The sequence below is a fragment of the Polymorphospora sp. A560 genome, assembly GCF_045781765.1.
GTDB lineage: Bacteria > Actinomycetota > Actinomycetes > Mycobacteriales > Micromonosporaceae > Polymorphospora > Polymorphospora lycopeni.
Genome location: NZ_CP122282.1, coordinates 3,827,463 through 3,853,669, shown reverse-complemented (window position 1 = coordinate 3,853,669; position 26,207 = coordinate 3,827,463). Strand labels below are relative to the sequence as shown.

Here is a 26,207-nt window from a genome sequence, read left to right as displayed (position 1 = left end):
GACGGTGTGCGGCACTCCCGGGTCACCTACGAGAAGTCGGGCCGCGTCGCCCACGTCACTCTCAACCGGCCCGCCGTGCTCAACGCGATGGACCTGCGGATGCACGAGGAGCTCCGCGAGGTGTGGGACGATTTCGAGGCCGACGACGACGTGTGGGTCGGCGTGCTGTCGGGGGCCGGCGACCGTGCGTTCAGCGTGGGTCAGGACCTCAAGGAGCTGGCCGCGCGGATCGAGGCCGGCACCGCCGGTCAGTCCACTTTCGGCAGTCGTGACCTGCCCGGCTGGCCGCGGCTCACCGAGCGGTTGCAGCTCGCCAAGCCGCTCGTCGCGAAGGTCCGTGGCTACGCCTACGGCGGTGGGTTCGAACTGGCCCTCGCCTGCGACATCATCGTCGCCGCCGAGGATGCCCGGTTCGCGTTGCCGGAGGCCCGCCTCGGTCTGGTGGCGGGTGCCGGCGGGGTGTTCCGGCTTGCCCGGCAACTGCCGTTGCGTACCGCGCTCGGGCACCTCATGACCGGCCGGCCGCTGACGGCCCGCCGGGCCTACGAACTCGGCCTCGTCAACGACGTGGTGCCGGCCGGCGAACTCGACGAGTGCGTCGCCGGGTGGGTCGACGACCTGTTGCGCTGCGCCCCGCTGGCGGTGCGCGCGGTGAAGGAGGCCACGGCCAAGGCGGCGACCATGCCGCTGGAGCAGGCATTCGCGAGCCGCTTCGTCTGGGAGGAACGACGCGTGCGCAGCCGCGACGCCCGGGAGGGGCCGCTGGCGTTCGTGCAGAAACGCCCGCCGGAGTGGTCTGGCACCTAGCAACGGCACGGGTACTCCTGTCGAGGGGTGGGATCGCTGCGAAGCGGCTCTACAGGTAGTCCTCCGGCCCGCCCTCGCGGACCGTGTCGAGCGTGAAGCAGTGGAAGCCGCCGCCGAACAGGCGCCGGTGGCGGTGCCGGACCGGCACGGTGGTGAACCCGTGGCGCTCCAGCGTCCGCATGAGGTCCGGGCACGCGTCGTTGACCAAGACGGTGTCCGGGCTGACGCTCAACACGTTCATGTCGATGAAGGGGCTGGTCAGGACGAGGTCATCGTCGTCGTACCGCGGGAAGGTGTTCTCCGTCGGGAGCGGCGGAATGATCATCTTCCACTTCCGCAGCGGCTCGGGCAGGGCCTGCGCGACGGCCTCCGAGCGCACCAGCAGCACACCGGGACGCAGCGCCAGGACCATGCTGTCGATGTGGCTGTCGCTGAGGCGGAAGACCCGGTGGATACGGAAGCGGCCCTCGAGGTGGCGCTCCAGCCAGTCGCAGGCCAGCGCGTGGTTCGCCGTCGAGACGTTCACGACGATGTCGCGGCCGAGGCGCAGGCACTGCGCACCGTCGAACATCATCTCGGGGCCGACGTCGTAGACCGACTCCCGCGGGTCCTCGATCACCTCGGTCGGACCGCCGGCGGTGCTGTTGACGTAGGAGAGGTCGAACGACGCGTCGGTCATGATCGGCCGGGGCATGACGGTCCAGCGAGCGCCGCGGCGGAAGTAGTCGGCGAACACGGGCGTCAGGAACTGGGTTTCGAAGTACCGCGATCGGATCATCGGCGGCGTCTCGATGATCTCGTCGCCCAGGATGACGGTGTTGTCCCGCACGTTGAGCGGCGGCACCACCGCGGCGGACCAGGCGAGGGTGCGGACCTGCGTGGTGGTCTCGTCCAGGCGCAGCGGCCGGTGTACCCGCACGTCGAGCGACTCGAGGGTCTTCGCGATGCCCTCGACGTCCTCGTTGAGCTCGTCGACGTAGCGCTGCTTGATCGTCGAGCGGGTCGGGCCCGCCGCCGGGCCCGACGACAACCTGGGGTAATACCATTCGGTTCGCACGATGTTGTCGTGGAAGAACAGGTCGAACGACAGTTCCCGCTCATGGGAAGTGTAATTCTCGGCGGACCCGACAATGACTTCTTTGAGCGGCGACCATTCGTCGTAGCTATTGAGTTCCATGCACCTTCCCCAAGGAATGCGGACACGGTTCATGGCACGAGCCCGGGATGGCACGTGTCCATGAAGCGAAGTGTCAGAGACAGGTCAGCAGCGCGTTGAAACAAGCTTCAGCAGCCGAATCGGCCGGCGGTCGAGGTTGGACCCCAAGAGGCAGAGGGTGCGTCAGAATCGCACCGAAAGGCCGTATGGTCGCCTCGGAAAGCGTTCGATCAGATACATGTGAACACTCCCCCGTGGAACGTCAGATGCAACTATTAGGACCCTAAACTGAATCACTGCACCCGTCAAGACATTGACGGACGTGCTCGTGCGCTCATATGCTCTGCCACCCAACGGGGGATTCACGGGACCGCTGACGATCGCGGTTCACTCGTCGCTGCGCCCATCCGGCCGGCGACGGCTTCCGGCAGCCCGAGAACGTCCCCGAGGCGTTCGCGGGCGCGCCCTTGCGTGACGGACGGTCCGACGGCGGACCGGTCGACACCCCGCGACAAGCACGATCGGCGATCAGGAGCGGACCGGCGTGACAACCGACGTGACCCAGCAGCCCAGCAGCACCGGCTCCGAACCGGCTGGCATGCCGACCCTACGCAGCAACCCCTTCGACCCTCCCGACCGTCTCGCCGAGCTGCGGCGGACAGGCCCCGTGACCCGCCTGCGCTACCCGGACGGACACCTCGGCTGGCTCGTCACCGGTCATGCGGTCGCCCGCGCCATCCTCGCCGACCAGCGTTTCAGCGCCCGCTCGGAACTCAAACGGGTCCCGGTCGCCCGCCCGAGCGTCGCCCCGTTCTACGGCCGGCCCGCCCTACCCGGCTGGTTCCTGGACATGGACCCGCCGGACCACACACGATTGCGGCGACTGCTCGCCGGGCACTTCACCGTCCACCGGGCCGAGGCGCTGACCCCGCGCATCGAGCGGATCGTCGCCGAGCGTCTCGACGCCATGGCGGCCGCTGGCGGCCCGTGCGACCTGGTGGACGCCTTCGCGCTACCGATCCCGTCGATGGTGATCTGCGAGCTACTCGGTGTGCCGTACGCCGAACGCGCCGAGTTCCAGCGAAACAGCGTGACCCTGTTCAGTCTCGAGGTCACCGCCGACGAGGCGGACGCGGCCATGGCGGCCCTCGATACGCTGCTGCGCGACCTGGTGCGCCGGCCCCGTCAGGAGCCTCCCGGTGACCTGCTCGGTGCGCTCAGCGCGAGCGGCCGACTGAGCGAGGAGGAACTCACCGGCGTTGGCGTGCTGCTGCTCACCGCCGGGCACGAGACCGTGGCGAGCATGCTCGGCCTCGGCACGTTCGCCCTGCTGTGCCACCCGGAGCAGTTGCGGCTGCTGCACGACGGGAACGTCGACGTCACCAACGCGGTGGACGAGTTGCTGCGGTACCTGTCCATCTTCCACTTCGGCGTACCCAGGACGCCCCTGGAGGATGTCGAGATCGGTGGGGTGCCCATCCGTGCCGGCGAGAGCGTGACGGTCTCGCTGCCGGCAGCCAACCGCGACCCGGCCCGTTTCACCGGCCCGGACACCCTCGACCTCGCCCGGCCGGCGCGGGGCCACCTGGCGTTCGGCTTCGGCGTGCACCAGTGCATCGGTCAGAACCTGGCCCGGGTCCAGATGCGCATCGCCTATCCGGCTCTGCTGCGCCGGTTCCCCTCGCTGCGCCTGGCTGTGCCGACGCAGGACGTCCATCTCTCCGTCGACATGGGCTTCTACGGCGTCCACCATCTGCCGGTCACCTGGTGACCGGTGGTCCCGCACCCCGATGTCGAAAGGACCAGCATGACCACAGCAGCGACCTCACCGGACGACCCGATCTACGAACGGTTCCACCTCATCGTGAACGGTCCGGCCCTGTTCAACGCCGTCGTCACCGGGCTCGACCTGGGTGTCTTCGCCCTCCTGTCGCGGCACCCCGGCGCCGGCCCCGCCGAGATCCAGCAGGCCGCCCGGCTCCCGGCACACCAGACGCGGGTCCTGATGCACGCGCTGTGCGCGACCGGCCTGGTACGGCGTCGCGACGGCGGGTACCACAACACCCGCGCCGCCGAGGAACTGCTGACCTCCGACGGTCCGGCCAGCTGGCGGCACATCCTTGCCGGCTGGCAGCAGATCTACTACCCGGCGTACCCGCACCTGACCGAGGCGATGTCGGCCGGCACCAACACCGCGCTGGCCGCGCACCCCGGGACCGAGCCGACGCTCTACCAGCGCCTGGCGCACCAGCCGGAGCTCGAGGCGGTGCTGCACCGCTCGATGTCCGCGTTCACGCTACAGACGATGCCGGCGTTGCTCGACAACCCGGAGATCGCCACCGTCCGGCACCTGCTGGACGTCGGCGGCGGCGATGGCACGACCGCACGGGCGTTCGCCGAGCGTTTCCCGTCGGCCGAGGTGACCATCTTCGACATGCCGAGCGTCACCCGACTCGCCGGCGACACCCCCGACGGCGACCGGATCCGGCTGCACCCGGGAGACCTGTTCGCGGATCCGCTGCCGGCCGGAGCGGACGCCGTGCTGTTCAGCCACGTCCTGGAGGTCTTCTCCGGCGAGCAGATCCTCACCCTGCTGCGGAAGGCGTACGAGGCGCTACCGGCCTCCGGGCGGCTGTTCATCTACGGCTTCCACGCCTCCGACGACGAGGACGGCGGCGTCTACTCGGCCCGGCTCTCGCTCTACCTCAACGTGCTCGCCACCGGCACCGGCATGACGTACCCGGTCGGCGACTACGAGCAATGGGCACGGCAGGCGGGTTTCGGCGACGTCAGGTCGTACACCGGCCTGCCGTACGAGCACGGCCTCGTCGTGGCGACGAAGGAGTAGCCTGCGTGCCCGGCACACGACCCGCCCGCCCCGCCCCGACCGCCGCGAAGCATCGAGCCGGATCCGGGTGCGGCCCCGGGCCGGGCGGGCCCGGGGCCAGGTCGTCAGCGGAGGTAGACGTCGGGGGCCGGCGGGTTGGACATGCCGGCACCGATGAAGAAGCTCGGGTGCGGCGGCTGGTTGTAGGCGGTGTTCTGCCAGGCGATCGCCACCCGGTACTGCAGGTCGTGCATCAGGGTGTGGATCCGGCGGTCGGTGGGCGTCGGGGTGCTGTAGATCCGCAACGCCCGGCTGTCCGTGGTGCGCCAGACGACCTCTTCGCGCCAGTCGCCGAGGATGTCGCCGGACAGCGCCGGAGTGGCCTTGGTGCCGTTGTTCGACGCCACCCCGCTGCCGTTGAGCAGCCGGGTGTCGCCGCCGGTGCCGTACTTGTCGATCCGGGTGGCGTCGAGCAGTTCCCGGACCGGGTCGCCGTCCCACCAGATCAGGAAGTTCGTCGACGACGGCTTGCGGCCGACGTTCGCCCCGGTGACGCTGCGCAGGCCGTCCACCGCCGAGGACCAGGATTCGGCGCCCGGGCTGCCGGCGTAGATGTCGCCGGCCACGCCACGCCCGTTGTCGCCGCCGGGTGCCGTCTGCCAGATCAACTGCCCGGTACGGGCGTCGGCGAGCCACGACGACGGGCTGGACGCGTTCTCGCTGACCTTGAAGTACTCCAGTCCCGGCCGGTTCGGGTCGAGATCGCCGACGTGGCCGGCGTCGCCGTGCCCGAGGCGGTTGGTCCACAGGCCGCGCCCGTCGTCGTCGACCACCATCGCGCCGTAGACGACCTCCTGCCGGCCGTCGCCGTCGACGTCGGCGATCGACAGCGAGTGGTTGCCCTGCCCAGCCCACGCCGATCCGTTGGTCGAGGAGTTGGAGTCGAACGTCCAGCGCCGGGTCAGCGCGCCGTTGCGGTAGTCCCAGGCGACGATGACCGAGCGGGTGTAGTAGCCCCGGGCCATGATCAGCGAGGGGCGGGTGCCGTCGAGGTAGGCGGTGCCGGCCAGGAACCGGTCCACCCGGTTGCCGTACGAGTCGCCCCACGACGAGACGGTGCCCCGGGCCGGTACGTAGTCCGTGGTGGCCGCGATCGCGCCGGTCCGGCCGTCGAAGACGGTCAGGTACTCCGGGCCGGCGAGCACGTAGCCGGAGGAGTTGCGGTGGTCGGCCGACGCCGAACCGATCACCTGCCCGGTGCCGGAGCGGGTGCCGTCGGCGGTCTTCATCGCCACCTCGGCGCGGCCGTCGCCGTCGTAGTCGTAGACCTGGAACTGGGTGTAGTGCGCGCCGGCCCGGATGTTGCGACCCAGGTCGATGCGCCACAACCGGGTCCCGGTCAGGGTGTACGCGTCGACGTAGACGTTGCCGGTGTAGCCGGACTGCGAGTTGTCCTTGGCGTTCGACGGGTCCCACTTGACCACGAACTCGTAGCGGCCGTCGCCGTCGAGGTCACCGACCGAGGCGTCGTTCGCGGAGTACGTGTACGACTCCCCCGACGGGGTGCTGCCAGCCGCCGGAACCTGCAACGGCACGTCCAGGTAGCCGCTCGGGAACTGCAACGCGGCCGGGGACGCCGCCTGCTCGACCCCGTTGATCACGGCCCGGACGGTGTAGCCGGCGTTGGCTGCGGCGCCGGCGTCGAGGTAGTTGGTGGCGCCGGTGATCGGCGTCGCGTTCAGCCTGGTGCCGCCCCGGTAGAGGTTGAAGGACACACCGGTGGTCTCGGTGCCCAGCAGGCGCCACGAGACCAGGTTGCCGTTGCCGGACCGGACACTGACCAGGCCCCGGTCCAGGTTCTCGGCCTGCCGGGTTCCGGGCGCCGGTGGCGGGGTCGTGGGTGGCGGTGTCGTCGGTGGCGGGGTGGTCGGTGGCGGGGTGGTCGGGCCGGAGGTGGTGGCGGTCGGCGTGACCCCGCCGGTGCACGTGGTGCCGTTGAGGACGAAGCCGGACGGCACCGGGTTGCTGCCGGTCCAGGAGCCGTTGAAGCCGAATGCGACGTTGCCGTTCGTGGCGATGGTGGCGTTGTAGCCGACGTTGCGGGCGGTCACCTGGGCACCGCTCTGATCGACCGTGGCGTTCCATGCCTGGGTGACCTGCTGGCCGGCGGCGTACGACCAGGTCAGGGTCCAACCGTCGATCGGGTCGCCGAGGTTGGTGACGGTGACGTTGGCGCCGAAGCCGCCCTGCCACTGGTTGGTTGTCTGGTAGTCGACGCGGCAGCCGGCGGCGGCCGCCGACGCGAGCACAGCGCCGAAGGTGCTGAGTGCCAGCGCGCCGAGCGTGGTGGTGGCGAGCAGGGTGATTCGATGTCTGGACAGGTGCATGGACGATCGCCTCCGGGGATCCGGATGCGTACCACCGGAACTCTGCGCCCGGGTCGCCACAGCCGCCGAGGCGCCGACCTGCCCGGGCCGGCGTCCGCCGGCCTGCCGGGCGCGGCGGTGGATGCGGTGCGGCGACGGTGGGGCCGCAGATCGGTTGGAAACGCCGTTGAAAGGACGGTTCCGGCTCTCCCGCATTGTAGGGCAACCGCTTTCCACGCACAACATCGAAGGCCGCCACTGGCACCGCAGCCGCCGTCGCGTGCCCCGGCCGGCGCGGCCCGCCGTCAGGACGGCATGCGCATCGTCGCCATGAAGGTCGGCAGCAACCACGGCCGCCGTCCACCGACGGACAGCTTCCCGGCGAGCACCGCCCGGACCCGGGAGACCCGCCCGAAGAGCATCAGGCCGAACGTGGCGGGATCGTAGGAGACCCGTACGTCCGGTCGGGGGTCCGGCTCCTCCACGGTCACCAGCCCGTCGGTGAGGGCGAAGGTCACCGCGGGGCTGACCGTGGAACGGAAGGTGACCGAGAGGCGGCCGCGGCGTACCGGGCCGTCGTGGTCGACCAGCCGCCCGTAGCCGCAGCGGACCACCCCGACCAGGAACAGGTCGAAGAACAGTGCGGCGTCGCGCGGATCGATCTCCCACCGCGCCCCGGTGGCCCGCGCGATGTCCCAGGCATGGATGTTCAGCTCGTTGAGCAGGTGCGCGAGCAGCCCGGCCATCGGCAGGCGGGCACCACCCAGCCAGCTCACCTGGGGCAGTGGACCGACCTCGGACGTGGCCGCGAGCAGTTCGTCGACATCGGACCGCAACCGGGCGGTCAGCGTCGGCACGTCGCGTTCGGTGAAGTCGGCCAGGATCCGGCGGTTCATGTCGGCCACCGTGTCGACGGTGGTGGCCGCCAGGAGGTCGCCGAGCGGGCGCCCCGGCAGATCCGGTGCCGCGTCCCGGACCAGCGCGACGTCGACCGCGGCAACGCTGACCAGGTGGGCCAGCGTGTCCGCGACAGTCCAGTGCGCGGTCACCACCCGGTCGGGCGGCACGCCGTCGACGAGAGCGAGCAGTCGTCGGAGCACGACCGGTACGGAGCCACGTACCCGGTCCCATTGGTCGGCAGTCACCATCATGCCGTCCACGATGGCTGGTCGACGTGACGGTTCGCTACCCGAGATCGCCGATCTCCGCCGGGACGGACGTACGATCCATGCCATCGTCGCGAAAGGAGCCGCTGATGATCAACGATGAAACGCTCACCCGTATCAATCAAGGCGTGCAGTTGCATCATCATCACGGCCAGCGTGAGGCTGCCCGCGACTTGTTCGCCCAGATCTGGGACGAGATCGGTGGCGAGCGAGGCGATCCCTTGCATGTCTGCGTCCTCGCGCACTCGATGGCCGATGTGCAGGACGACGTCCACCAGGAGCTGGTCTGGGACGAGCGAGCGCTGGCGGCGGCCGACCTGCTCACCGATGCTCGGGTCGCGCGGGCCGGGGTGCCGATGTCGGTGGCTGGTTTGTATCCGTCGTTGCATGTCAACCTGGGTGAGTGCTACCGCAAGGTCGGCGATCTCGGCCGTGCCCGGGAGTGCCTCCAGCGTGCGCAGGCGGGGATCGGCGCGCTCGGCGATGACGACTACGGGCGGCTGATCAAGGGCGGCCTGGACCGGCTGGCGCAGCAGTTGGCGACCGCTGGGTAGCCGCGGTCGGAGTCGATCATCTTGTCGGCGTCGTGGGCGTGGCGGCCGGCGCTATCCCGAGCCGGGCGAGCAGTTCCGGCACGGCGGCGAGGTCTGCGACCCGGTGCACGCCGCGCCGCGCGGCCAGCTGGGCGATCAGGCGACGCAGCTCGCGATCCTGTGCCGCCGTGTCGTGGAAGCCCGGGGTCGACGAGGGCAGCTCTCACCGACGAAGACGACCGGTGGTCCGTCGCGTGCCAGTTCGAGCAGCCGGCGGGCGGTGTCGACCACCATCGTCGCCTGGTCGGCGAGGATGGCGGTCGGTATGCGCCGGCCTTCGAGACCAGCCGCCCGTCCGACACCTTCGCCGACGGCATCCGTAGGTGCCGGGCTGGGTACAGGGCCACGTCGAAGGTCGGCCGGCCCTGCCGGAGCACCAGTTGCAGCCGGGCGAGATGATCGTTGATCGCCCGGTAGTCCGGCCAGTTGGGCCCGCCCTTGGCACCCCACGCCTCGCCGAACGAGGTGTTGCCCCCGTACGACATGCCCGGCCACACCGCCTGGCCGGACGGCCCCTCCCCTTGGTCAGGTACGGGCAGCCCGCGGTACGACTTCAGTAGAGCGCCGACCCGAGATGTCGGATATTCCTTCCATTGGTACGGGTGACATGGTTCGCGCCGCTCGCAGGGCGACCGGTGGAGCGTCGGCCGAAACGCTCCTCGAGCTGACGACCGCCGAAAACGGTGACGGGCCGGACCAGGTCCACGTCGACGGCCCACCCTTCACACGAGGTCCCGCGTACGCCCGACGGTAATGCCTGGGTTACCGCGAAGTGTGTGGCTGGCGCCATCGATCTGCCCGGGGCGTTCGCGTGGGATGGACGTATGAGTCTTTCCTCGTCTCCCCCGCGGCCGGAAGCCCCGGCGAACGCGCCCGTCGTATACGCCGCCGAGTTGGTCAAGTCCTTCGGGCGTCAGAGTGCCGCCGTGACGGCTCTGGATCGGGTTTCGGTCGCGTTCGAGGCTGGCCGGTTCACGTCGATCATGGGGCCGTCGGGGTCGGGCAAGTCGACGTTGCTGCATTGTCTGGCGGGTCTGGAGCGTCCGAGTTCGGGTTCGGTGGTCGTGGCCGGCGCGGACCTCGCGCGTCTGTCGGATACGCAGTTGACGATGCTGCGGCGCGACCGGCTGGGATTCGTGTTCCAGGCGTTCAACCTGATCCCGACGCTGACCGCCGAGGAGAACATCACCCTGGGTGAACGTATCGGTGGGCCTCGGATCGATCCGGAATGGATGTCTCACGTGGTGCGGGTACTTGGTCTCACTGATCGTCTGCGGCATCGGCCCAGCGAGCTTTCGGGCGGACAGCAGCAGCGGGTGGCAATCGCGCGGGCATTGGCGCATCGTCCGGCGGTCGTGTTCGCCGACGAGCCGACCGGGAACCTGGACTCCCACACCGGCGGTGAGGTGCTGCACTTCCTGCGGCTGGCTGTCGAGCGGTTCGGGCAGACGATCGTGATGGTGACGCACGATCCCGCCGCCGCAGCGCACTCGCACCGGGTCGTGTTCCTCAGAGACGGTCGCGTGGAGGGCGAGCTGCGGAACCCCTCGGCCGAGGCGATCCTGGCCCGGCTGACGCCGAGAGGGGCAGCGGCGTGATCGTCCTGGCGTGGCGGAGTCTGGTGCGGCGGAAGCTCGCCATCTTGGCGGCCCTGTTCTCGGTCGTGGTGGGATCATCGCTGGTGACGGCGACTCTGCTGATCGCCAGCTCGCAGGAGCAGCAAGGCGCCGCGAGCGTGACGAGCTGGCGGTTCGAGGCCGTCGACGCCGTGGTCAAGCCGCCGGCGAACGTCACCTTGAACAGCGGGCTCGTGCTCGATCTGCCGTCCATGCCACGGCTGACCGGCGAGCAGATCGACGCCATCCGCAACGCGCCCGGTGTCACGGCGGCTGCTTTGGAGTCGCCGTTCCCCGCCTACATGATCGCCTCGGATGGCGCGGTGACCGGCGACGCCTTCACCCGTTCCTGGGGGCATCCATGGTCGACCGCGCTCGCCGACGCCGCCTCGCTCAGTACCGGGCGGGAGCCGAGCCGGCCAGGTGACGTGGCGGTCGATGAGTCCGTGGCGACAGCCGCCGGCATCGACGTGGGTGACCCGGTACGGGTCGTGCTGGCCACCGGCACCGAGGAGTTCACGGTGACCGGCATCGTGAGTCGGCCGGGTGAGCAGTTCGAGCACGCCCTGTTCTTCGACGGCGAGACGGCCGTACGGTTCGGCGGCGCCCCGGTCGCGGCATTGGTGTCGACCACGGACATCGATGCGCTGCGAAAGGCCGTCCCCGGCTTCCAGGTGCTCACCGGCGAGGCCCGCGCGGGTAGCCTTCAGCTCGATCTGCGCCAGGCCGAGCTCGCGGGCGGGTCCAGCCAGTTCCTCATGGTGATCGCATTCCTGGCGTTGGCGATCGCGGTGTTCGTCATCTCCAGCACCCTCACGGTCTCGATCGGGCAGCGACGACGTGAGTTGGCGATGTTGCGGATCGTCGGCACCAGACCGCGGCTGATTCGCCGCCTCGTCACCTGGGAGGCCGCCATCATCGGCGCGCTCGGCGGTGTTGTCGGAGCAGGCGTCGGTATCGCGCTTGCCGAACTGGCACGTCAGTTCTTCATCGCACAGGGACTGATGGCCCGGGGAGCCGTGGTGTCACCGGAGCCGACAGCGCTGTCGGGCGGGGCGGCTGCCGCGGTGCTGGCGGCGCTGGTGGCGGCCTGGCTTCCCGCACGACGAGCGACGCGCATCGCACCGCTGGAGGCGTTGCGCGAGTCCGACAACCCCAGCGGCGCGACGGGGCGAGGCAGGGTCGTCTTCGGATGGGTGCTGCTGGGGACGGCTGTCGTCTGCCTGGCGGGAGCGTTCGCCCTGGGAGGTCCGGTCACGACCCTGGGCGGCACGATCGCGCTCATGCTCATCGTGATGGCGTTCCCCCTGCTCATCGGCGCCTTGGTCGTGCTCGGGTCGACGCTGTTGCGGGGCGTCCTGGCGCCGCTGGGCGGACTGCTGCGTCGGTGGTTCGGCGGCTTCGTCGCGGAGCGGTCGATCCGCTCCGACCTGCGTCGCGCGGCCGGGGTTTCGGTGCCGCTGACCCTGCTGGTGGCGGTCAGCGCGGTGCTGCTGTTCCAGGACAGCGCGAACTACCAGGCGCGCTCCCAGGTCTATGCCGATCAGGTGACCGCCGATGTCGTGGTGACCGGAGGTGTCCAGCTCGGCGTGCCGTTCAGCGCGGTCGACGCGCTGGCGGACGTGCCGGGTGTCGCGGCGGCATCCGGCAGCATCTCGTCGCGCCTGATCCTCGACGATCCACCGACGATGCGCTCGAACGGCACGGTGACCGGCGTGGACCCGGCCGGATTCGATCAGGTGCTCGACTACGAGGTCGTGGCCGGGACGTGGGCGGACTTCGACGAAGGCAGCATCGCCATGTCACAGATCGTCGCCGACGAGAAGGGCTGGCGGATCGGCGACCAGGTGGCCTTCCGCTATCCGGATGGAACACCCGGTAGCGCCCTACTCAGCACGATCTACCGTGACCCGATGGGCGTCAGCGACACGGTCCTGCCGCTGGACACGCTCACCCCGCACGTCCTGGAACCCTTCGCCTCCGCCATCTATGTCGCCCTCGATCCCGGCACCGGCCGCGGCGATGCCTTGACCGCCATCAACGGTGCGCTGTCGGCCGCCGTCCCCGGGGCACAGGCCACCGACCGTGACGAGCATCTGGCGCAGGTGGCGGCGCAGGCCAGCGGCGACAACTGGATCGTCCTCATGGTCGTCGTCATCCTGGGCGGCTACGCGGGAGTCTCCGCGATCAATGTGCTGATCTCGTCCACCATGTCCCGCAAGCGCGAGTTCGCGCTGCTCCGACTCGCCGGGGCACGCCGCCCGCAGGTCGCCGGGTCGCTCCTGGTCGAGGCCCTCGTGGTCGCCACCACCGCGGCCATCGCCGGCACCGCCATCGCGGCCATCACGATGATCGGCTACGGATACCTGCTCACCGACACGATCTGGCTGCCTTTCGTCGGCCCGGCCTTCCTCGCGATCGTCGGGTGCGCCTACCTGGCCGCGTTTCTCGGGACTCTCGCTCCCGCGCGCACCGCGATGACGGCCGATCCACTCGAAGGGGTCCGGGCATGGTGATGCCCCGCGCCGCCTCCGACGAGCAGGCGAAGATGGACCGCGTGCGGATTCCGGTACCTCCGGTCGAGTCTTCGGGGCGCGCGACGATCGCGACCCCCGGCGCGGCGTTGCGTCGTCATCCGATGCGTCTCCTGGTGACCTCCTGGCCGTGGCGGTCGCTCGCCTATCTCGCGACGACCCCCGCTGTCTCGATGGTGTGGGCGATGACCTGCTGGCCCCTGCTGGCACTCGCGGGCCTGCCTCTCGGTCGCGTCGAACGCTGGCGCCTGCGGTGGGTGGATCGCAGACCCGTCCCGAATCCGCACGCCGCGGCCGCCTCGCCGGGGTTCGCCACCTGGATGCGACTGCGGGCTCGTGAACGGGTCACGTGGACCGAACTGCTCCACGGCGTGGTCCTGGTACCGCTGTCCGTGCTGAGCTTCGCCCTGCTCACCGTCGTGCTACTCGTTCCCGCCGCGACCATCGCTTCCAGCATCGCGTTGTTCGTCCTCCTCGTCCTCGGTGTCGATCCCACCGCCGTCACCACCGTGTCGGACCTGCCGACCTCGACGGTCAATGAGAACCCGCTCGCTCAACTCGGCTTCGCCGCCCTCGGCGCACTCGTCCTGATGCTCGGCCTCTATCTGGTGACCCTTGCCGCCGAAGGCCAGCGACACCTCACTCGCCTGCTCATCAGCGAGCCGGACACCAAGCTCGCCGGGCAACTGGACGACATCACGCGGTCCCGTGCGCGGATCACCACCGCTTTCGATGCCGAAAGGCGGCGGATCGAGCGTGATCTGCACGACGGCGCCCAACAGCGACTCACCGCCGTGATCATGACGCTCGGTTCTCTGCGGTATCAGCACGACCGCGGGGACGACATCACGCCGCTCATCGACCAGGCCCGTGCCGACGCGCAACAGGCCGTCAACGAACTCCGTGACATCGTGCATGGCATCTATCCCGCCGCGCTACGCGACCATGACCTCGCCGAAGCGCTCGATGAACTCACCGTCCGCGCCGAAGCCGCCGGCCTGAGCACCTCCGCGCACATCGACCTGCCGGCCGGCCTGCCGGGCGATGTGGAGGTCGGCATCTACTTCGCCGCGAGCGAACTGTTCACCAACGTCGCGAAACACGCCCAGGCCGGTGCGGTCCTGCTCGCCGCACGTCACACACCGGACGGCACGCTGTACGTCACGGTCGAGGACGACGGCCGTGGCGGCGCACGCCCCGACGGCACGGGGCTACTCGGCGTCATCGACCGGATCGAGACGCTTGGCGGCCGCGTCAAGATCACCAGCCCCGTCGGTGGCCCCACCCGCGTCACACTGGAGGTCCCGTGCGCATCGTCATAGCCGAAGACGCCGCCCTGCTCAGAGAAGGACTGGCCCGGCTCCTCGCCACGGCCGGCCACGAGGTGGTCGCTGCCGTCGGGGACGGCAGCGCGCTCCTGGACGCGGTACGCACCCACCGTCCCGACCTCACGATCGTCGACGTGCGCATGCCACCGACACACACGGACGAAGGCATCGAGGCCGCACGCACACTGCGAGCGACCAACCCGACCGAACGCATCCTCGTGCTCTCGCAGATCGTCTCCGGCCGGGCTGCCGCCGACCTGCTCACCACGGGCGAAGGCGGGATCGGATACCTCCTCAAGGACCGCGTCGGCGACGTGGACGAGTTCCTTCGCGCGCTCGACACCATCGCCTCGGGCGGCGAGGTCATCGACCCCCAGGTGGTCCGCAAGCTCCTCCGGCACCGATCCCACCTCGACAAGCTCACCCCGCGTGAAACCGACGTGCTCGCACTCATGGCCGAAGGCAAGACCAACACCGCGATCGCCGAAACGCTGGTCGTCACCGAGGCGGCGGTCGCCAAGCACATCAACCGCATCTTCGCCAAGCTCGACCTCGGCGCCGACGACACCACGCACAAACGTGTCCAAGCCGTCTTGACCTATCTCCGGCGGTAACTGATGCCGCCACGGAGCCCGTACCGGTTCACCGCCGAGCGCCTGGCCGCGTACCAGGCGGGACACCTGTCCGTACTGTCCATCGCCGGTCGTGACATTGGCCGGCCAATCCAGTGCGGGACTTCCGATAGAGCCGTCCGTTGTCAGTGCTGGTGCGTGGCCGGCGCTTGCTGCGGCTGAACCGGCACCGCCACCGGTGGCTCCCGGCCGGATCGTCGACCGGAAGCCACCGGAACCCGGCTAGCGCTGGGTGATGTCGGACGAACTGTAGAGGCAGTGGGTGCCGTCGGCACCGGAGCCGATCTTCGTCGGCTCGCCGCCCTTCGGGACACCCCGGTACTTCTCGCAGATCGTGGTGCTGCCGTACACGGTGATCCGGGAGAAGCGCGCGGTGTCGCCCCAGTTGGTGTTGATGCCGGCCAGGACGCCCGTCGTCCGGGCGGTGACCCCGTCCATGACGACGTGCCGCTGGTAGGAGGTGGAGCAGTTGCCGCAGGCGCGGTAGAGCTTGCCGGAGCCGTGCACCTGGAAGTTGCGGATGGTGACGGTGCCGGCACCGTTGTGCTGGAAGACCTTGTCCGACGCGGACCGGGCGCCGCCACCGTCGACCAGGTACGTCGCCGACGCGCTCGAACTGCGGAAGGTGGCCGCGTCCTCGCCCACGTCGTTCCACCACACGTTGCGGATGGTGCAGGAGCCCTCGCAGTGGATGCCGTCGCCGGCCGGGGAGCCGAGGATGACGTTCTGGATGGTGCCACCGTTGGGTACGACGAACATCGGATCCTGGTCCTCGCTCTGCCCGCCGTCACCGATGCCGTAGTAGCGCTTCATGCCACCGTCGAAGAAGCTGCCGAGGTTGCGCGTCGAACTGACCCGCTCGCTGCCGGTCTCGGTCGGCCACGGGCCGCTGCCGTCGCCCCCACCGCTGCCACCGCCGGTGACCCTGACCAACTGCCACTGCTGGTTGGCGCCGTTGAGGTCGTTCCACTGCGAGATGCGGGCACCGTCGGCGGTCGACCACTCCCAACTCTCCAGCGCCATTCCGCTGTGCCGGTTGATCAGCCGGACGTGCCCGCCGTCGGAGTCGGCGAGCCGGAACTGCTGATTGGTGGCGTTGAAGTCGGTCCACTGCACGACCTCGGCGCCGCCGGCCGTGGACCATTCGAAGATGTCGAGCACCTTGCCGCTGTGCCGGGACTTCAGGCGGTAGTAGCCGGACCCGGAGTCGACGAACTGCCACTGCTGCCAGTTGCCGTCGTTGCGCGGCCACTGGACGATCTGCCCGCCGTCGCTGGTGGACAGGTTGTAGACGTCGAGCGCCTTGCCGGAGTGCCGGTTGACCAGGACGTACCAGGCGTTGGTGTCGACGGTGGCCGCGTGCGCCGGACCCGGTACGACGGCGACACCGAGTGCGGCGAGGGCCATGGTGACAAGGCCGACAACGGCCCTGCGCAGCCGTCGTCCCGGGTCGGGGGGACGGGTTTCCAGGATCATGTCGCTGCTCCCATCTGGGACTCGCGCCATGGACGGCCGCCGGACGGAGGAGCCGGGGACGGGGGCGGACGGCATGGCGGCAGGTTGGCGCGCCGTTCTCCGTGTTGCCCCACGTAGAAGAAAACGCTTTCCCGGCAGGCTATCCCCACCCATCAGGATCGGTCAATAGGTGCATCGCAGGTGCAGGAAAGCGCATTCTGGCGGCCGCCGGGGCACCCGGTCCGGGCGACGAGGTCCGGAAACGCTGCAACAGAAACGGCACCCTGCTTCGTGTTCATGACGAACAGGGAGGTCGAGTGACGTTCGAGGAATTCGTCGCGGCGCGGTTGCCGGCGCTGCTGCGCTACGCCACCGTGCTGGCCGGCGACCCGCACCAGGCCGAGGACGTCGTGCAGGACGTACTCGTCAAGGCACATTCCCGGTGGGCGCGGATCGACGCGCTCGACCTGCCCGAGTCGTACGTACGCAAGATGATCGTCAACGAACTGGTGTCGACCCGCCGACGGGTGACGGCCAGGCTACGCCGAGAACGGGTCCACCTGCCGGACCCGGTCGACGACCGCACCGAGACCGTCGTGCAGCGCGACGCACTCGTCCGGCTGATCCGGGCCCTGCCGACCAGGCAACGGATCGTGATCGCGTTGCGTTATCTCGAGGACATGGCCGACGCCGACATCGCGGCGCTGATGGACTGCAGCGTCGCCACGGTACGCAGTCAGGCATCACGCGCCCTCGCCAGCCTGCGGGGCACCGCCACGCTCCAGCCGTCGAAGGAACAGCGATGATCGATTCAGCAGCGATCCGTGAGGCGTTGACCGCCATCGCCGACGAGGCGCCCGGCCCGGAACGCATCCGCGCGAACCTCACCGGCCGCACCCGGCGGCACCGGCAGCGTCGCCTCGTGTTGCGGCTCGCCGGCACCGGCGTGGCCGCGGCGGCGGTCGGCCTCGGCGGGCTGGGCACGGTGCGCCTCCTCGACCGACCTCGAACCGGCTTTCCCGAGATCTCGGACGGCCCCGGGGGCGGCTGGCTGGAGGTCGCGCTACATCAACATCCGACCTGGCTGCCTCCCGGTCACGGACAGAGCCAATTACGGGTCCTGGTGTCCGGCAAGGAGGCACCGGTCGTCGCGCGACAGTGGGAGCGACCCGGCACAGCCGACGCCCGGACCCCGATCGTCGCACTCACCGTCGGCTGGCACGAGTCCCTGGACGCCGACCGGCCCACCGGCCGTACGCAGGACGTCGACGTCGCCGGCGTCGCCGGCCAACTCGTCCGCGGCCCCGAGATTCCGGACGCCGCCCCGGACGTCCACGTCATCTGGCAGCCGCCCGGCGAGCCGCAACTGATCCTGACCGTACTCGGCGACGACACCGTCGAGCAGCGGGCCAACGTCGCCCTGCGCATCGCCCGGTCGACGCGACCGGATCCGCGCCACGTCCGGGTGGGACCGCGTCCGGGCTGGCTGCCGATCGGCCTGACCGGCCGGCCCTGGCAACTCTTCGTGAACCACGAAGGAGCCGACTGGCGGCAGTTGGTCTCGGTCACCGGCGGCGACGGGCGGCAACTGATGGTGCTCTCCGGCCCCGGTGCACACGCCGGGTTGCTGAACCAGCAGGCGGCCCGGCCGGTGCGGGTGCTCGGGTCGGACGGCTGGCACGTGCCCGAGAACGGCCACCTTTTCTTCACCCTGCCGGACGGGGTCGCGGTGTTCGTCGGGCTGGACGCGCCGATCGCCGCCGAGCCGTCGGGCGGGGCCCCCGAGACGGTGCCGTTGGCCGAACTCGTCCGCATCGCCGAGGAGTTCGACTTCGGGCCGTGGCCGGAGATGTCCTGGGTCGGCTCGCGGTAGCCCGCGCCCGCCGACGTTGCGAACAGCCCTGCACGTACGCCTGCGTCTCGGGTTTGTCGTTTAGCCGCACGCCCGACGCGGCGGGTACGGCAGCGCGTCGCACCTCCGCGGCAGACCGGTAGGCTCCGGTGGCCCGCGGTCGTTGGGCAAGACGGTGTACGTGCAGCGTTCCGGTCCCCGAATGGCGGTGCCGAGTTCGGTGTGCGCCGGGGATTGGGGTGGGTCGGTGGAGGATCTGAGGCGCCTGTTCCGGTTGGCCGCTGATCATGCCGCCGGCTACCGGGAATCGTTGCCGGATCGGCCGGTCGGAGTGTCGATCGACCAGGGGGCACTGGCTGAGGCGTTCACCGGCCCGTTGCCCTCCGCGCCCTGCCCGCCGGAGCAGGTGCTGGCGGACCTGCTCGCCGTGGCCGAACCGGGCCTGGTAGCCAGTGCCGGCCCGCGGTACTTCGGCTTCGTGGTCGGCGGTGCCCTGCCGGCCGCGACCGCCGCCGACATCCTCGCGGCCGGTTGGGATCAGCTCGCGACCAATGCCGTCACGTCGCCGGCCGCGATCGCGGCCGAGGCCGCCGCCGGCGTCTGGTTGAAGGAGCTGCTGGGGATTCCGGCGTCCGCGTCGGTCGGTTTCGTCACCGGCGCCCAGGCGGCCAACACCGCTGGTCTCGCTGCCGCCCGCCACCACGTTTTGGCGGACGCGGGTTGGGACGTGGAACGGCGCGGGCTGCTCGGGGCGCCGCCGATACGGGTGATCGCCGGTGCGGAGCGGCACGCGACCATCGACCGGTCACTGCGTCTACTCGGCCTCGGGACGGATCTGGTGGAGCCGGTGCCGGCCGGGCCGAACGGCGCGATTGGTCTCGGGGCACTGCGGGAGGTGCTGCGAGGCGGTCCCTCGGGCCCCACCATCGTGTGCCTGCAGGCCGGGAACGTGAACACCGGCGCCTGCGACCCCCTCCGGGAAGCGTGCGAACTGGTCCGACGGCACGGCGGGTGGGTACATGTGGACGGGGCGTTCGGGCTGTGGGCCGCGGCGAGCCCCGCCACCCGGCATCTGGTGGACGGGCTGGAACTGGCGGACTCGTGGGCCTGCGACGGCCACAAGTGGCTGAATATTCCTTACGACTCAGGGTTCGCGTTCTGCGCCCGGCCGGATGTGCATGCCGCGGCGATGTCCTTTGCCGCCTCGTACCTGGTCGGTTCCGGGGGTGTACCAGCCGGAGGGGATTTCACCGCCGAGTCCTCGCGCCGGGCCCGTGGGTTCGCCGTCTGGGCTGGACTGCGGGAACTGGGCCGCGACGGGGTCACGGCGCTGGTCGACCGCTGCTGTGCGCTGGCTCGCCGGTTCGCCGCCGGCCTGACCGCAGCCGGGTTCGAGGTCGCGAACGAGGTGGTCCTCAACCAGGTGCTCGTCGGCTTCGGCGACGACGCGCGCACCGACCGGGTGGTGGCGGCGGTCCAGGCGGACGGCACATGCTGGGCAGGCGGTACGACCTGGCGGGGACGGCGTTTGATGCGGATCTCGGTATCGAACGCCACCACGACGGAGGAAGACGTGGACCGGTCCATCGCCGCGATCGTCCGCCTCGCCACGTGACTCTGGGAATCTCCCCGTTCCCGCAGGCTGGTGTTCACCGACAAGCAGGGCTTGTCGCCAACACCGGCCCATCCGACCGACAGCGGGTCGATCATCGATGGCGTCGCTCTGCCATAGAACTTCATCGCCGAAGCACAGCACGATCTGACACCCAGGTCCGGTAGCGGCTGATCGGAGCGAGTTTCGTCGCCCTCATCGTGGCAGCACTGTTCGTCCTACACGACAGTGACGGGTCACGCAGCACGACGCCTCCTATGGTGAGCCCGACGGCGCCGACTGATCCCGAGAAGTCATGTTCGTCGGCCAGTTCGGACCAGGGCGCTGCGGTGGCAGACGGGGTCACTGGCCTGCTTCTCGAGCAGCCGGGGGACGGACTGCACCGAGATCTGAGCCAGCAACGGTGTGACCCCACCGCCCTGGACGGGCCGTGGGCCGTGGTCGTACGCCGGTCGGACGGCTCGCTCGCCAGGCACGGTGCTGTCGTGGCATTCCCGGTCGAGGTTCCGACTGCGGGACGTCACGTCAGCGTCAACGGGGTTACAGGTATAGCGACGGATGCGGCGGTCACATGGCCGGTCGCTGGTGGACACGCCCGCGTCCGTGGAGATGTTGGCCAGGCCATGCTGATCGCGCTTGCTGCTCGAACAACTGTCGTCGCTGGCCGGCCGGGCGTGGATCCGCCTGATGGCTATACGGTGATTTCGACTGGGCCGTACCGACCGCCGATCGTGCGTCAAGTCGGCTACAGCAGCGCGGCAGCCGGCGAGGGGCAAGCCCTCGGCTCGGGCTGGATTCATGCTGGGGTTGCCAGTAGTGGCGGCTTCGAAGACCAGCTCTTCGCGGTGCGTTCGGTCAGCGCCGGGACCGTCCACGGCCGGCCTGCGGTGCTGTCCGGCATACGTGACGGCGCCGGAATGATCGTCTGGGAGCCGACCCCTGGGGCGATAGCCTTCGTCGGCTACGGCGGCGGCAATCCGCTGGACGACAGCGCCGTCGAGGCTCTGCGACGTCTCGCTGGGCGGGCGCGACCTGTGACAAGCGTTGGCTGGCAGGCGCTGCGGCCGGTCACCATCGAGCAGGTCAACGACCACCGCCGTCCTGGGCCTTGGCCCACCAAAATCCAGCGCGTGCCGGGTGGCTGACAGCCCGACAGGACGTCAGCGCGGCAAGGTCGCGGGCTCCCTGTAACCCGATCCGGCCAGCGCTCCGCCTGGGTCGGGCGGCCAGACGACGGGCTCCGCGCGGGGATCGTCCCCGCGTGCGGGGAGCGTGGCGATCAACTGTTCGTATTGCGTCCGCGGTATCGGCGCGGGTCGCCTCACGGCCACCCACGACAGGCTCTATCTATCATCGTTGTTGGTTGATAGAGTGCGCTCGGCGGCCGCCCGTGCCGGCCGAAGCGCGTCCGCGAGGAGGGGCCGTGGAAGATGTCGTGGAGGTCGTGCGACTCACCCTGGTCTATCTGGTTCAACTGGCGCCGTGGTTCGCCCTGGCGATCTTCATCTCGGCCATGGTGGATCTGCTCTATCTCGACATCATCGCGCGACGCACGTTCCGACGCCGGGGCTGGGTCGGCGTGGTGCTGGCCGCGGCGATCGGGGCGTTCAGCCCGTTCTGCTCGTTGACCGTCATCCCACTCATCCGCAAGCTGCTCGCCGGCGGCATCCCCCTGTCGGCGGTGATGGCGTTCTGGGTGGCCTCGCCGGCGATGGATCCGGAGATCTTCGCGATGACGGCGGCGCAGATCGGCATGCCGTTGGCGACGGCGCGCCTGGTCGGCGCGGTGATACTCAGCGTTGGGGCCGGTTTCGTCGTCCTGCTCATGGAGCGGCGGGGGATGTTCAAGAATGTCCTTCGGCGCGGATACGAGAAGCAGGAGCGACTCGAGGTCCCCCAGTGTGGGCAGGATCAGCAGCGCACCGAGGAGCCGGCGCTGGTGGCCGCCGGTGGCGGCACCGCGCAGGCGACCGCCAGCTGCTCGGCGACGGCGGCGCAGGGGTCCGGTGGCTCGACCGGCGTCGACGGCGGCGAGGACGACGACAGGCCGTGGTGGCCGGCGGCGAAGGCGAGTCTACGCACCCGGCGGAACTGGCAGATCAGCTTCCGGAACATGGGCCGGGACACGCTGACCCTGGGCAAGTGGCTGGTTCTGGCCTGCGTCGCCGAGGCGCTGATCATCATGTACGTGCCGGGTGACCTGATCACGACCCTGCTCGGGAAGGATCCGCTGGTGGCGATTCCGCTCGCGGCGGCGATCAGTGTGCCGTTGTACCTCAACGGTGTCGGCGCGATTCCGATCATCGACGGCCTGTTGGCCAAGGGGATGGCACCGGGGGCGGTCGTGACGTTCCTGCTCGGCGGTGCCGTGACCACGGTTCCGGCGATGGTCGCCGTCCGTAGCGTCGTGACCAACCGGGTCTTCCTGACGTATCTGGGGATCAGCGTGTTCGGCAGCATCATCATCGGCTTCGGTGCCCAGCTCGTGCTTTGACGACGGTCAGCCGGCTTGTCGGTCGGGCCGCATGGCGGGGCCCACTCGGACCGAGGACCGCCATGCGGAGGATCAGGTGTTCAGGAGGTCCGCCCCGGGCCGGACAATCCCAATTCGGACAAACGTCCGACGATCTGCCCGATCGCTTCAAACCACAATCGTCCCGGACTCATCCCGAAAGATCGAGTTTGGTGTGTTGACGCGAAACGCGCAGGCCAGGGGCTGCGACAGCAACCGCTACAAGATCACGGAAAGACTTCCGATTCGGACATTCCGACTCCATCAATCTATTGACACGGATTGGTGAAGGTGCCATCGTCGGCGGTACCCAGCTGATGAACCCGGATGCTTCGTCGCCTCCGGCAATCGTCGGCTGCCGCCGGTCATGTGGCGCGAACATAGGGGGCTACGTTGCCTGATCCCCGGGTGCTTGTGGTGTCTTCCTTCGAAGCGGAACTGCAACCGTTGGCGTCGGCCTGTGTCGCCGCTGCCCTGCAGGACCAGGGGGCGGCGGTGACGGCCTGGGACGCGCACGCGTTCCCCGACCGCCTCCCCGACGCCGAGGTGGACCTGGTCCTGTTGTCGGTGCAACAGTTCGAGGGTCTGCACCGGGCCGTGGACCTGGCCCCCAGGCTGCGGACCGCCCACCCGGGCGCGCCGATCGTCGCCTTCGGCCAGTACGCCCAGATGAACAGCACCGAGTTCCTGGCCAGGGTCGACGCGGTCGCGTTCGACGAGCCGGAACGGATCGCGCAGGAGCTGTGCCAGGCGGCGGTCGGGCAGCTTCCGCTGCCGCAGGTTCCCGCGCTGCGTACGGCGAGCCGGATGACCGCGCGGCCACCACGGCGGCGGATCACGGCCACGGCGCCGGCGCGTCACCTGTTCCCGTCGCTGGTGCACTACCCCGCGCACCACACCGGCCTGGGGCTGATGGGCAACATCGAGGTCTCCCGCGGCTGTCACCACAAGTGCACCTACTGCTCGGTGTACGGGGCGTACGACGGCGGTGTGGCGCCGTACCAGCTGGAGACGGTCCTCGCCGACGCGCGGCAGCTTGCCGACGACGGTGTGCGGCACTTCTTCTTCATCGACGCGGAGTTCTTCAACTCGCGGACTCTCGGGGTCGAGGTGGTCCGCCAGATCGCGGCGGAGTTTCCCGGCTCGACGTTCGAGTTCACCACCCGGGTCGATCACATCCTCGACTATCCAAAGTTGCTGGAAGAGCTGGTGTCGTTGGGGCTGCGGCGGGTCACGTCGGCGTTGGAGTTCCCGTCGGACCGCATCCTGCGGATCTTCGACAAGGGTATCGATGTCGCCCATATGCGTGCGGCGATCGCGGAGGCGGAACGGATCGGTTTCGAGCTGAATCCGACCTTCATCCCGTTCACTCCCTGGGTACGCTACGAGGAACTGCTGACCTTCGAGGACTTCCTGGTCGAGACGGGCCTGGCCCGGGTGGTGGAGCCGACGGCGCTGCAGACGAGGCTGCTGCTGTTCAAGGGCTCACCGCTGCTGCAGTCGCCGTGGCTGGCCGATGTCGATCTCGTGGATCAGGGTTTCCACCTCGACTGGACCCATCCCGACCGGCGGGTGGAGGCGTTGTGGCAGCAGCGCCGCAATGAAGCCGAGGACGCGGGCGCCGTCCGCTGCTGCGTCAAGTGTTGACGGGCCGGGCGGCCGGTAGGAGGAGGCAACAGGTATGAGTGGATCCCATCGCGTCGTCGTCCGTACGGGCGAGCAGCTTCCCGAGATGGACTGGGCCCGGGAGTCCGCGGACTTCACGGACGCGTGGCCGTACGTGGGGCCGACGTTCCTCGCCGCCACGGAGCGGGCGCTGCCGGAGGCGAAGCCGTGGCACACCGTTGCCACGCGGGGTCGGGGCGAGCTGGCGCTGCTGCCCGGGTACGTGCTGACCGCGCCACCGGCCGTGGACCACGATCCCCGTACGTATCTGGGCTGGCAGCCGCCGTCGGGTGACAGCGTGTGCTGCGGGGTGGATGTGGCCCCGAGTGTCACGGCCCAGGTCGACGCGCTGGGCGAGGATGCCTTCTTCCCCACGCTGTTGTTGGGATCCCCGCTGGGTTACCGGACCGAGATCGGCTACAACTTCTGGACCCCGACGCTGTTCGCCACGATGGTCGAGCAGCTCGTCCCGGCGGCGTTCGGCGCCGGGATCCGCAGTGTGGTCGCTCCGTGGGTACCGGACCGGCCGGGTAACGACGCGCTGACCGCCGCGTTGGACGCGGCGGGTGGTCACACCACCTTCTGGGGTTTCGAGGACCACATCCCGCTTGCCGCCGCGGACTGGGACGGGCATCTGGTGGGGCTGCCGAAGAAGAAGCGGCAGCGGGTCGTCACCGACGAACGCCGGGTCGCCGCGGCCGGTGTGACCGTGCAGCGGCTCGACGGTGCGGCGATCCGGCCGCACGTCGCCCGGATCGCGGAGTTGACCTGCCTCAACCGGGAGAAGAACGGTGCCGGGGAGAATCCGGCCCACATCGAGACGATGCTCGCCGAACTGTTGGACGCCGGTGCAGACCTGCGTGCCTACACCGGCAGTCTCGACGGCGACCTGGTCGCCTCGTGCGTGGTGCTGCGCAAGGGGCACCGCCTGCTGACGAAGTGGGCGGGGTTCGACTATGCCCGGCTCGGTGATCGCAGTGGCCTGTACTTCGCGCTGGTGCTCAACGCTCCGGTCCGCGACGCGTACCGCGAGGGGCTGCGTCAGGTGGAGTTCGGTGCCGGCGCCCATCAGGCGAAAGTGCTGCGTGGGTGCAGCTCGCGTCGGATCACCACGAGTCTGGTGCTGGCCGATGCCGCCCACCGCGAACGGGCCTATCCCCTGCTCGATGCCTTCGGTGCGGCCCGGCGTGTCGCCTTCGGCGACGTGGCCGCGCCGAGCCGCCTGCCCCTGCTCGAAACCGCGGCCTCGGGCAGCGCCTGCTGCTCCGACGGCTGAACGCCAGGATCTGGAAGAGGTTCCCGTGAGTGAGACGCTTGCACCGCAACAGGATGTCCAGGACTACTACCGGGACAAGGCGCGTACGGCCGCGGCCGGCTCGGCCTGCTGCGCCGACGACACCGATACCGCCTTCGGTGCTGTCAACTACGCGGGCATCGGCCCGGGCGAGGCGCCGGATCCGGCGCTGCTGGCAAGTCTCGGCTGCGGCAACCCGACCGCGGTCGCCGAACTGCGCGAGGGTGAGACGGTGCTGGACCTGGGTTCCGGGGCGGGCCTCGACCTGATCCTCAGCGCCCGCCGGGTCGGGGCGGACGGGCAGGTCTTCGGCCTGGACTTCCTCGAAGAGATGCTCGCGGTGGCCAGGCGCAACATCGCCGACGCCGAACTGGACAACATCGTGCTGCTCAAGGGCGTCATCGAGGCGATCCCGCTGCCGGCGGAGACCGTGGACGTGGTCATCTCCAACTGCGTGATCAACCTGTCGGTCGACAAGCTGGCGGTGTGTCAGGAGATGAGCCGGGTGCTGGTGCCCGGTGGCCGGATCGGGATCAGTGACGTCGTCGCCGAGGATCGGCTGTCCGCCGACGACCGCGCCGCCCGGGGCAGCCGTGCCGAGTGTGTCGCGGGTGCGCTGTCGGTCAGCGAGTACCACGACGTACTCACGCGGGCCGGCCTGGTGGACCCGGAGGTTGTCTTCACCCACGAGGCCGCCGACGGGATGCATGCCGCAATCATCCGGGCCCGGAAACCGGCGACACCGATCACCTCAGATGACAGCGCCTCCGCTTAACAGGCATGCTCCCAATA

Annotated in this window: 20 protein-coding genes; 16 read left to right on the top strand and 4 right to left on the bottom strand. The window is 69.7% G+C overall.

All coding sequences use genetic code 11. From position 1 onward, the window contains the following. Positions 1 to 6 precede the first annotated feature (6 nt). Complete coding sequence (gene dpgD / locus QCD66_RS17335) at positions 7 to 807, top strand: enoyl-CoA-hydratase DpgD (RefSeq protein WP_364217260.1); 801 nt, start codon at positions 7 to 9, stop codon at positions 805 to 807. Between the two features lie 49 nt (positions 808 to 856). Here the strand turns inward: dpgD and QCD66_RS17330 are convergent, their stop codons facing one another. Then, complete coding sequence (locus QCD66_RS17330; protein ID WP_375734535.1) at positions 857 to 1,984, bottom strand: glycine amidinotransferase; 1,128 nt, start codon at positions 1,982 to 1,984, stop codon at positions 857 to 859. 523 nt (positions 1,985 to 2,507) lie between these two features. On the opposite strand from QCD66_RS17330, the gene QCD66_RS17325 reads away from it, so the two are divergent. Continuing rightward, positions 2,508 to 3,734 (top strand): cytochrome P450, encoded by a 1,227-nt coding sequence (locus QCD66_RS17325; RefSeq protein ID WP_375734525.1) that lies wholly within the window; start codon positions 2,508 to 2,510, stop codon positions 3,732 to 3,734. Positions 3,735 to 3,770: 36 nt separating this feature from the next. Beyond that, positions 3,771 to 4,811 carry a methyltransferase gene (locus QCD66_RS17320; protein ID WP_375734524.1) on the top strand — a complete coding sequence of 347 codons (1,041 nt, stop codon included), beginning with the start codon at positions 3,771 to 3,773 and terminating at the stop codon, positions 4,809 to 4,811. Positions 4,812 to 4,915: 104 nt separating this feature from the next. Here the strand turns inward: QCD66_RS17320 and QCD66_RS17315 are convergent, their stop codons facing one another. Next, on the bottom strand, positions 4,916 to 7,177 hold the full coding sequence (locus QCD66_RS17315; protein ID WP_375734523.1) for a cellulose binding domain-containing protein: 2,262 nt from the start codon (positions 7,175 to 7,177) through the stop codon (positions 4,916 to 4,918). Positions 7,178 to 7,461: 284 nt separating this feature from the next. After that, complete coding sequence (locus QCD66_RS17310; protein ID WP_364217250.1) at positions 7,462 to 8,307, bottom strand: maleylpyruvate isomerase N-terminal domain-containing protein; 846 nt, start codon at positions 8,305 to 8,307, stop codon at positions 7,462 to 7,464. Positions 8,308 to 8,411: 104 nt separating this feature from the next. Here QCD66_RS17310 and QCD66_RS17305 point away from each other — a divergent pair, with 104 nt between their 5' ends. From QCD66_RS17305 to QCD66_RS17285, 5 genes are all read left to right on the top strand, one after another. After that, positions 8,412 to 8,876 (top strand): hypothetical protein, encoded by a 465-nt coding sequence (locus QCD66_RS17305; protein WP_375734522.1) that lies wholly within the window; start codon positions 8,412 to 8,414, stop codon positions 8,874 to 8,876. Positions 8,877 to 9,739: 863 nt separating this feature from the next. Further along, on the top strand, positions 9,740 to 10,513 hold the full coding sequence (locus QCD66_RS17300; protein WP_375734534.1) for an ABC transporter ATP-binding protein: 774 nt from the start codon (positions 9,740 to 9,742) through the stop codon (positions 10,511 to 10,513). Then, complete coding sequence (locus QCD66_RS17295; protein WP_375734521.1) at positions 10,510 to 13,047, top strand: FtsX-like permease family protein; 2,538 nt, start codon at positions 10,510 to 10,512, stop codon at positions 13,045 to 13,047. The genes QCD66_RS17300 and QCD66_RS17295 overlap by 4 nt, the downstream gene beginning before the upstream one ends. Further along, a complete protein-coding gene (locus tag QCD66_RS17290; RefSeq protein WP_375734520.1) occupies positions 13,041 to 14,387 on the top strand; it encodes a sensor histidine kinase in 1,347 nt (448 codons plus the stop codon). The genes QCD66_RS17295 and QCD66_RS17290 overlap by 7 nt, the downstream gene beginning before the upstream one ends. After that, entirely contained in the window at positions 14,372 to 15,007 is a 636-nt protein-coding gene (locus QCD66_RS17285) for a response regulator transcription factor (RefSeq protein WP_357534258.1), read from the top strand. The genes QCD66_RS17290 and QCD66_RS17285 overlap by 16 nt, the downstream gene beginning before the upstream one ends. Positions 15,008 to 15,247: 240 nt before the next feature. Here QCD66_RS17285 and QCD66_RS17280 read toward each other — a convergent pair whose 3' ends face one another. Then, the gene (locus tag QCD66_RS17280; RefSeq protein ID WP_375734519.1) at positions 15,248 to 16,501 is read right to left on the bottom strand and encodes a pectate lyase; all 1,254 of its coding nucleotides are present in this window, start codon (positions 16,499 to 16,501) and stop codon (positions 15,248 to 15,250) included. 296 nt (positions 16,502 to 16,797) lie between these two features. Here QCD66_RS17280 and QCD66_RS17275 point away from each other — a divergent pair, with 296 nt between their 5' ends. From QCD66_RS17275 to QCD66_RS17240, 8 genes are all read left to right on the top strand, one after another. Further along, positions 16,798 to 17,286: a SigE family RNA polymerase sigma factor gene (locus tag QCD66_RS17275; protein WP_357534262.1), complete on the top strand. Its 489-nt coding sequence runs from the start codon at positions 16,798 to 16,800 to the stop codon at positions 17,284 to 17,286. Continuing rightward, complete coding sequence (locus tag QCD66_RS17270; protein WP_375734518.1) at positions 17,283 to 18,353, top strand: hypothetical protein; 1,071 nt, start codon at positions 17,283 to 17,285, stop codon at positions 18,351 to 18,353. Before QCD66_RS17275 ends, QCD66_RS17270 begins: the two co-directional genes overlap by 4 nt. Positions 18,354 to 18,579: 226 nt before the next feature. Beyond that, positions 18,580 to 19,947, top strand: coding sequence for a pyridoxal phosphate-dependent decarboxylase family protein (locus QCD66_RS17265; protein WP_375734517.1), 1,368 nt, complete (start codon positions 18,580 to 18,582; stop codon positions 19,945 to 19,947). Between the two features lie 620 nt (positions 19,948 to 20,567). After that, the gene (locus QCD66_RS17260; RefSeq protein ID WP_375734516.1) at positions 20,568 to 21,089 is read left to right on the top strand and encodes a hypothetical protein; all 522 of its coding nucleotides are present in this window, start codon (positions 20,568 to 20,570) and stop codon (positions 21,087 to 21,089) included. A 116-nt stretch (positions 21,090 to 21,205) separates the two neighbouring features. After that, positions 21,206 to 22,438 carry a permease gene (locus QCD66_RS17255; protein WP_375734515.1) on the top strand — a complete coding sequence of 411 codons (1,233 nt, stop codon included), beginning with the start codon at positions 21,206 to 21,208 and terminating at the stop codon, positions 22,436 to 22,438. 435 nt (positions 22,439 to 22,873) lie between these two features. Further along, on the top strand, positions 22,874 to 24,103 hold the full coding sequence (locus tag QCD66_RS17250) for an RCCLKC-tail radical SAM protein (RefSeq protein WP_375734514.1): 1,230 nt from the start codon (positions 22,874 to 22,876) through the stop codon (positions 24,101 to 24,103). A 34-nt stretch (positions 24,104 to 24,137) separates the two neighbouring features. Continuing rightward, positions 24,138 to 25,397: a GNAT family N-acetyltransferase gene (locus QCD66_RS17245; protein WP_364219728.1), complete on the top strand. Its 1,260-nt coding sequence runs from the start codon at positions 24,138 to 24,140 to the stop codon at positions 25,395 to 25,397. A gap of 25 nt (positions 25,398 to 25,422) precedes the next feature. Next, the gene (locus QCD66_RS17240) at positions 25,423 to 26,190 is read left to right on the top strand and encodes a methyltransferase domain-containing protein (protein WP_364219725.1); all 768 of its coding nucleotides are present in this window, start codon (positions 25,423 to 25,425) and stop codon (positions 26,188 to 26,190) included. The last annotated feature ends 17 nt before the right edge of the window (positions 26,191 to 26,207 follow it).